Below are 7,378 nucleotides of genomic sequence, written 5' to 3'. Positions count from 1 at the left end.
AAACGAATGGCTTTGCTTGAGTTAGTCCAGAAGCACATTCGCAGACGGGATATGACCGAGCTTTTGAGTGAAATTGTTCAATTATTATCGTATAATTATTACTCCGATAATCAGGTGATAACGTTGTTTAATTACCTCATACAGGAAGGTAATGCAAAAAGACCAATGGAATTTATCACTGAAATAGCAAAACAAGCAGAAAAACACGAAGGAGCACTTATGACAATTGCTCAAGCATTAAAACAAGAAGGCTACCAATTAGGCAAAAATGATGGCGTTCAAGAAGGTAAATTAGAAGGTAAATTAGAAGGTAAACTTGAAGGCGAAAAACAAGCTTCGATGAAGATAGCGCGCCAACTTCTTGAGAAAGGCGTAGAAAGAGATATCGTGAAACTATCAACAGGTCTCACTGATACTGAAATGAGCAACCTGTTTAAAGATTAAAACGATGCCAGAACGCAAGAAATTAAGCCTCAATCGCCCTAGAAAAGCTTCACAGGAAGCGCAAACCTCAAGTACTTCTGTTTACGGTAAAAAGGTCTGGGTGAATACTGCGCCCAAAAAACAGGCAAAAAAGCCTCATCCTCTCAAAGTAGCAAAACAACAACCCAAGAAACCTGTTGTTAAACCTAAACAGGAAATGAAGGTTAAAACATCAAAACCACCCACACCGCCCAAAAAGCGATTGCCGTTAGATGAAGCGATTTCACAAATCAGCGTCTTTTGGCCTAATCTATTTCCTGAAAATCAATTGAGACCCATGAAAATTGGTATACAACAAGATATGTGGCAAGAAGTGAAGGAAAAGTCATTACCGATAGCCAGAAAGCGTTTGAGAGCGTGTTTAGGCAGTATTGGACACCACGCTGATTATCGGGCACTTATCCAGTCACAGGCGTTTCGTTATGATAAAGACGGTCAGATAGTCGGAGAGGTCACCGAAGCGGATGTTGAGGATAATTTGCAACGTCTGGCAAGGCGAAATAAAGATAAATGAAGGAATCTGAATTAATTGCTCATGCAGAAAATGCGACTCTGTGGAAAAAATATCCGGCACTAATAAATTGGGAAGTCCGTTTTTTAAATAACGTCATCACTTCATATCGGCAGTGGAATAACATTTCACCAAAACAAAAAGCCACTGCATTTAAAATCCTCCAAAGAGTAGGCGAAATAAAGTGATTTTTTTATTTAAAACTCTTAACGCTCTGAATAGAGAGCGTTAAGATGATAAGTCTTTTACTATGTATTTTTTTTACGTTCAAAATGAATTCTTTCATGAAAAAAATAATCACATATTTTATATGCAATACACCAAAACATAACAGTGATAACAACCCAAAATATCTTGGATATAAGATCATTGAACCCTAAAATTTCATAGGAATATCTACTGATATACCACCCAAAAAAAATAGGTAATAAGAACCCTATTATAATAAAAAATTTTGGGGTTCTGTAAGTTATTTCTGCTTGGCATCCTCTACAAACATTAGCGCCGAGAGGAATTTCACTACGACAATGAGGGCAAGTTATTAATTTTTCTTCGTTCATTTTTACCTACTTTTCTAGTCTATCTTATCGATTATCACCGCAAAAAATACATTGTCCCTATGCTAATGAGGTTAATTGCAACCGTTACACCAATAATTATCCAAGCCGTTTGCCGTAAAGTGCTTTCATTTTCTCTTAAATGATTGCCAATATCGACTTCAATCGTTTTGAGTACATTTTCTTTTGCCTTGTTGAGATGATCCTGAAAGAGAGAAACTGATTCAAGCATCGATTTTGATAAGATGCTGAGAGAGGTTGAGTTTTGATAGTCAATCTTCATGTCAATCTCTTTGGCTTTTTCTTCGATAGCTGCCCTTGACTCACTGGTAATAGCCCGTAGATTTTCCACCTGTTGATCGAGATCGGTAGGGAGTTGATCGATAGCCAATTTGATGGCATCAATTTTTTTTGCGAATTCTTTTGTTGTCAAGTCAATCTGTTTTTGTTGAGCATCATTGATGGTATCTGGTAGATTCTTAATTTGATTTTGGATTTCAAAAAATCCTTCAACGAGTCTTTCAAGCGCTGCTTTTCTTAGTCCATCATCATCCTGTGCGGCTTCCCATGCTGCTGTGGTGTTGCTGGTTACATTATTCATATTTTAATCCTGTTTTGTTAAGTTTAATGCGTTAAATGCAGATTGAAGATTCTTTTGATAAGAATCGAATCCCATCCGGTAAAATTGCATTAACTGGATTTGAGCTTTTTCTTTTTTGTCCTCTGCATTTTCTACAAGTGATTTGAAATCGGCATCCATATCACGTATATAATTGTATGATATTCCTCCTTTTTTTAGTGTAGCAAAAAGACTAGAATCTAATACGGTAGGAGTATTTTCTGTTAAAGAAAAACCAATTGTTGCTAAATCCTTATTTTCAAAAAGCGTGCTAAACTGTGAACTTATCTTTTTCTGCGGATTAACCCGATTGAAAATTATTTTTATATTCTCATTTTGTACACCAATGGAATTTAATAATAATATCGTTGTGATGGTATCTTGTTGTTGTTTCTCATCTGGTGTTACCGGAATGATAAATGTGTCAATAAAAATATGAGATCCTGAAAATTCATTTTTGAGCTTAGATGAAAATTGTTCCATGTTGGATGAGCCGACATCCACAATAATATTATTAGAGCCTAATATTGTTTCAAAGATCGAATCAAATTCACTCGCACTTAATTTTTCACCTGTCGATTCTCCGTCGCTGTTTAGCGTTTCTACCCTGAGTACTTCACAATCAGATAAACGAGGATAAAGCATATGTTGACATAAGGTTGACTTCCCAACATTTCCACTATTATTTAATACTACAATTTTCATTTTCCGCCTCTTTTAAACATTTTTGTTAGAAATTCTTCTTTAAATTTTTGTTCTTTTTTTTCACAATACTTCGATATTTCTTCAAAAACTTTTGATTTGTCAGGAATAAAGTTAACTCCTATCATTTTTAGTTCTTCCTCTGTTATGTCATATTGTATTACTTTATTTTTTGCCATTTCACTCAAATAATTAAGGTGTGAAAGTTTGTCTTTTTTTTCTGGTGTTATTTCACTTAATGGGTATTCTTTATGAGAAAATAAAGACGATTTTTTATCTGTTTTTACTGAGTTATTATTACCTTTGTGATTATTAGATAATATATTTTGTTTTTTACTTATTACTTGATGGTGAATTTTATTTTTTTTATTTAATGAATTAATTGTTCTATTAAAATAGTTATAATCAATATTTATTTTCAAATCTTGATTAAGTCTTTCTACTAATTCTTTTTGCGTAAAGAAGTTGTTTAATTCTAATATTAACTGGATATGATTAGCAATTATTCGTTTTATTGTTCCTTTTCTTTCGGTATTGATTTTATATGTTTTTATGAATAAATGAATTTCATTTATCAGTTTTTTATAAATATCCTCCATAAAATACCTCAATTAATTTTAATTAAAACATTGTAAGCGTTGAATAATGATTTGTCAAATAAAATAGTGATACTTTAATGCTATTAAAGTGCTATAAGTGGGTTATTTTTGTGTTTGTTGTGTACAATAAGGCTATTTATGTGTTATTAGTGATATATTATAGTGCTATATATGTGATATATTCACTTAGGAGTGATTGACGAAATATATTTTTAGGCACGAGGGCGATTGTACACAAACATTAAAATGTTTGCTACAATCGACGTGCTAAGGGGTAAACCCCTTAAACCCCATACATTTTGACTATCGTAAAAATGGAGGCTCTACGAGCCTATGAAAAAAGATAATAAAAATATTCATATTACATTCAGACTGACAGAATCAGAGTATGCGCCGTTCAAAGAAGTCATCGATACGCTCGGTTTATCAAAGTCTGAGTTTTTCCGATTATTATTAACCAAGCAGTTAGATCCCGATATTCATAATAAAATTAATTCAGAAAAATATGACCGTCTGCTTTTTTACATTAATAAAACCAGCAATAACATTAACCAGATTGCGAAGCAGATTAATACTGCTTATCAAGATGGGATGATAACAGAGCAACGTTTAATTCGATGGCTAACTACTCTTAATACCATTAGCGATAATCTTTTATCAGGTATTGAACATGATAAGTAGAATTGATGGCGGAAATAAAGGCATTGTTGATTATCTGGTTAATGGTATCAAGCAAGGGCGCGCTTTAAACCGTGATGAGCTGGATAATCGATTAATGTTAGCGGGTAATATTGAACATCTTAATCACGTTATTCATTCAATTCCTGATAAAGGACAGGAGCGGTATATTCACCTATCGCTTTCTTTTTATGAGTCTTCTATTTCTTCTGAAACACTTAAAAAAGTCACTCAAGAGTATAAAAATCTTCTGATGAATGCGTATCATCCTGACGAGTATTGTTTTTATGCTGAGGCGCATATTCCTAAAGTAAAATATATTAATGATGAAAAAACAGGGCAATTAATTGAAAGAAAGCCGCATATTCATATTATTATTCCTGAAAAAAATCTAGTGACAGGAAAGGTTTTAAACCCAAGAGGAAAAGGTGAGCTTTATATCGATGAACTTGATGCAATCCAAGAACATATTAATCTTAAATATCATTTAGTGAGTCCAAAAGATGGGGTTAGGATAAGTGACGCTAACCACGCCAATGTTCTTTCACGAATGAAAGGCGATCTATTCCATGAAAAGCAAGCAGAATTCAAAAAAACGCTTTTTGAATCTTTGGATAACGAGAAGATTTTTACGCAATCTGCGTTTGAATCTCATTTAAAAAAAATGGGGGAAATAAAAATTTATAATGCAGGAATGGCTAATCAATATATCGGTATTAAGTTACCGGACGAACAAAAATTTATTCGCTTAAAGAGTCCTTTGTTTTCAAAACAGTTTATTGAAAACCGAACAATACCTATTCGTAAACCCGCTGTTAAACAGATTGAAAACAGGTTAGCAACATGGATTGAGAAAACCAGCCATGAAATCAAACATATTCATTCTGCTGGTCAAAAGTTAAGACAACAATATGCGGTGTTAAGTGACAACGAAAAGAAAGACAAACTTAATGAAATAAGGAAGCGATATAATGAAAAATACCAGCTTGATAATTCAGAAGGAGATAGATTCCAACATAATGACATTGAGCGATCTCTATCAGGAAGAGATACCCAGCGAAGTGTTACGAAGCCTTTCTCACGATATTCAACCAGAGACTCAGCAGAAAAGCGATTGTCATCTTTGCAGACACGCAACATGGTTTACCAGCTACCGAGATTTGCAGGACGAGAAACCGAGCAATCTCAATCTGTATTGTCATCACTTTCAGGTGATGATTTGGCAGAAGCACGACAAGAAAGACAACATTTTAGTCGCTCAGTGCGACGGTCACCGGATGCTAGAGGAATAAATGATTTTGTGAGTCAATCGTTGCATCAGGTGAAAAATCAACCTGATGAGAGTGATGTAATGATTATGCGTGAAATCAGAAACAGGATTGATCCGCATCGGTTTTTATCGTTTTGTGCTGTTAAATACAATATCGATCCACATGATCACCGTGTGACGTTTGCCAAGGATAACAGCCCACGATTTAACGTTGGAAATCGGAACTTAAATGCCAGCGATTTTTTAACGAAACACTTAAATCTTGATTGGCAATCGGCTAAAGCGGATTTGATTACTGTCAATGATGCACAAGTAAAAAACAGGTCTTTTCTTTCTGTATTGAAACATGAGCCGTTAACGACTGAACAAAACAAGGAGAGGCTATCATCAAAGAAAGATTGTCAATCTGCGTTAAATGCCCTCTATTCTGAAAATCGGCGGCAGTTATTTGATGATTATCGTCAGGCGATGAAGGGGCTTAAATCGATTAGGGATGAAAGAAAACGCGAAGTTGAGCGCGGTTTTATCTTATTTTCGCAATTACAAAAGCGTGATGTGTTAAATCGGGTGATTCGTGAAAAAAGACAGTTAATTAATGGCATCCATAACCATTGGCAGCCTAAAGAAGATAACTTATCTAAAATAAATGCGATTTTTAAAGGAAACATTAACATGAACAAAAATATGATACTTAATGATGATAGTGATTTTACGTTTGAAAAATCGGTTGCCCGTAAACAACAGGCACTTCAATTTGAGGAAGATTTTAACAAAGGTCTAAAACTGGCTGATTTGGTGGCGAGTAAGCAAGAAAAACAAGTTGATTATCTTGATAAAAAGACGCAGGAAGTAGTTTTTTCTGATAAAGGGTCACATATCGAGTTTTCAGGTAATAGCAGTAAAGCACAAGCAGCCATGGCGCTAGAATACGCCAAAAACAAGTTTGGTGGTAAATTACGCTTAACAGGGAGTGAGCAGTTTAAACAAACCTGTGCAATCACGGCGGCTGAAAAAAATCTCAACATTATTTTGTCACCGGATAAGTATCATCAGATGATGTTAGACCATGCTGAAAAATTACAGCAAAAAACGGTGCAAACGCCACAACAAGCTACGGCAGTGCCTGAAATACAACAGTCGGCATCGCAACCTGATACATCTCAAAAAAGTGTTGAACCAGAGAAAATACAAGCCGATACACAAAACCAGTCTTATAAAATCGATGATAAAGCCTTTAACCGCCTGATTTTGAAGCCAGCTCCTCAAAATGATGGCTTTGAGAATGTTATACGCTTCAAGGTGGCATTTAAGCAAGATGACAAGATGGTTATGCAGCTTAAAGATCTGAAAGAAGCGGATTTGAACCGGATGGGCATTGATACCAAAAACATTGATATGCGTAAGGTTGAGCCTGTTTATATTGATTTACCCAATCTTAAACAGCATCAGATTGATTCACCACTTCGTTACGCTGAAAAAGCCCTTGAGTCATTAAATCAAAACCTAAGGAACCGTGCTATGCCAAAAGACGAACTGGAGTTTTTGAAAGCGCAACGGGCAACACTGGAAGCCAATGTTAAAGAAGCAAAACAAAAACAAATGATTGAACAACCCAAACAGGAGCAGAAAAAACAACAACGGCACGAGCAAGATTCAGGCTTTAGCCTTTGATAGGCTAATTTAGTTTATACCCATTTAACAATAAATTAACTAGAAGGGGGTTTCAAACCCAAACCGCCGAAAATTCCGTCTGGCCTCTGAATCGACTTTTTGCGGGTAGTTTGCGGTAAAGTGCATGGAACTACGTTAAGGCATTTTATGCTCTTTCATGTAGCTAAATAACGTTCTTTTTGAGACCCCCCCGAAGCAGCAACGCTGCGCCGCTCACGCGTAGCGTGCTACGTTCAACCCTTATCCCTTATTATAGTTAATGTATGTTGTAACTAATTTATTCAAGTT

Annotated in this window: 8 protein-coding genes; 5 read left to right on the top strand and 3 right to left on the bottom strand. The window is 35.2% G+C overall.

Annotation, left to right across the window (positions count from 1 at the left end):
• The 3 genes from H1X92_RS00775 to H1X92_RS00765 all read left to right on the top strand — a co-directional run.
• The coding region (locus tag H1X92_RS00775; RefSeq protein WP_180558421.1) for an Rpn family recombination-promoting nuclease/putative transposase at positions 1-444 on the top strand (444 nt) is incomplete at its 5' end.
• 4 nt (positions 445-448) lie between these two features.
• Entirely contained in the window at positions 449-997 is a 549-nt protein-coding gene (locus H1X92_RS00770) for a ProQ/FINO family protein (protein WP_180558420.1), read from the top strand.
• Positions 994-1,182 (top strand): hypothetical protein, encoded by a 189-nt coding sequence (locus H1X92_RS00765; protein ID WP_180558419.1) that lies wholly within the window; start codon positions 994-996, stop codon positions 1,180-1,182. The genes H1X92_RS00770 and H1X92_RS00765 overlap by 4 nt, the downstream gene beginning before the upstream one ends.
• Positions 1,183-1,588: 406 nt before the next feature.
• Here the strand turns inward: H1X92_RS00765 and H1X92_RS00760 are convergent, their stop codons facing one another.
• The 3 genes from H1X92_RS00760 to H1X92_RS00750 are packed head-to-tail and all read right to left on the bottom strand — an operon-like array spanning position 1,589 to position 3,471.
• A complete protein-coding gene (locus tag H1X92_RS00760) occupies positions 1,589-2,152 on the bottom strand; it encodes a hypothetical protein (protein ID WP_135679168.1) in 564 nt (187 codons plus the stop codon).
• A 3-nt stretch (positions 2,153-2,155) separates the two neighbouring features.
• A complete protein-coding gene (stbB, locus tag H1X92_RS00755; protein ID WP_180558418.1) occupies positions 2,156-2,875 on the bottom strand; it encodes a StbB family protein in 720 nt (239 codons plus the stop codon).
• Entirely contained in the window at positions 2,872-3,471 is a 600-nt protein-coding gene (locus H1X92_RS00750; protein ID WP_180558417.1) for a hypothetical protein, read from the bottom strand. Before H1X92_RS00750 ends, stbB begins: the two co-directional genes overlap by 4 nt.
• A gap of 333 nt (positions 3,472-3,804) precedes the next feature.
• Here H1X92_RS00750 and H1X92_RS00745 point away from each other — a divergent pair, with 333 nt between their 5' ends.
• Together H1X92_RS00745 and H1X92_RS00740 are read left to right on the top strand one after the other, a co-directional pair.
• Positions 3,805-4,152: a plasmid mobilization protein gene (locus tag H1X92_RS00745; protein ID WP_180558416.1), complete on the top strand. Its 348-nt coding sequence runs from the start codon at positions 3,805-3,807 to the stop codon at positions 4,150-4,152.
• Positions 4,142-7,090, top strand: coding sequence for an LPD7 domain-containing protein (locus tag H1X92_RS00740; protein WP_180558415.1), 2,949 nt, complete (start codon positions 4,142-4,144; stop codon positions 7,088-7,090). The genes H1X92_RS00745 and H1X92_RS00740 overlap by 11 nt, the downstream gene beginning before the upstream one ends.
• The last annotated feature ends 288 nt before the right edge of the window (positions 7,091-7,378 follow it).

The organism is Arsenophonus endosymbiont of Apis mellifera (genome assembly GCF_903968575.1).
GTDB lineage: Bacteria > Pseudomonadota > Gammaproteobacteria > Enterobacterales > Enterobacteriaceae > Arsenophonus > Arsenophonus apicola.
Note: the sequence above shows the minus strand (reverse complement) of the source record. Positions and strands in the feature narration are given on the sequence as shown.

Coding starts and splice junctions, on each gene's coding strand:
- H1X92_RS00770 (WP_180558420.1), top strand. CDS start 449: ATGCCAGAACGCAAGAAATTAAGCCTCAATCGCCCTAGAAAAGCTTCA.
- H1X92_RS00765 (WP_180558419.1), top strand. CDS start 994: ATGAAGGAATCTGAATTAATTGCTCATGCAGAAAATGCGACTCTGTGG.
- H1X92_RS00760 (WP_135679168.1), bottom strand. CDS start 2,152: ATGAATAATGTAACCAGCAACACCACAGCAGCATGGGAAGCCGCACAG.
- stbB (WP_180558418.1), bottom strand. CDS start 2,875: ATGAAAATTGTAGTATTAAATAATAGTGGAAATGTTGGGAAGTCAACC.
- H1X92_RS00750 (WP_180558417.1), bottom strand. CDS start 3,471: ATGGAGGATATTTATAAAAAACTGATAAATGAAATTCATTTATTCATA.
- H1X92_RS00745 (WP_180558416.1), top strand. CDS start 3,805: ATGAAAAAAGATAATAAAAATATTCATATTACATTCAGACTGACAGAA.
- H1X92_RS00740 (WP_180558415.1), top strand. CDS start 4,142: ATGATAAGTAGAATTGATGGCGGAAATAAAGGCATTGTTGATTATCTG.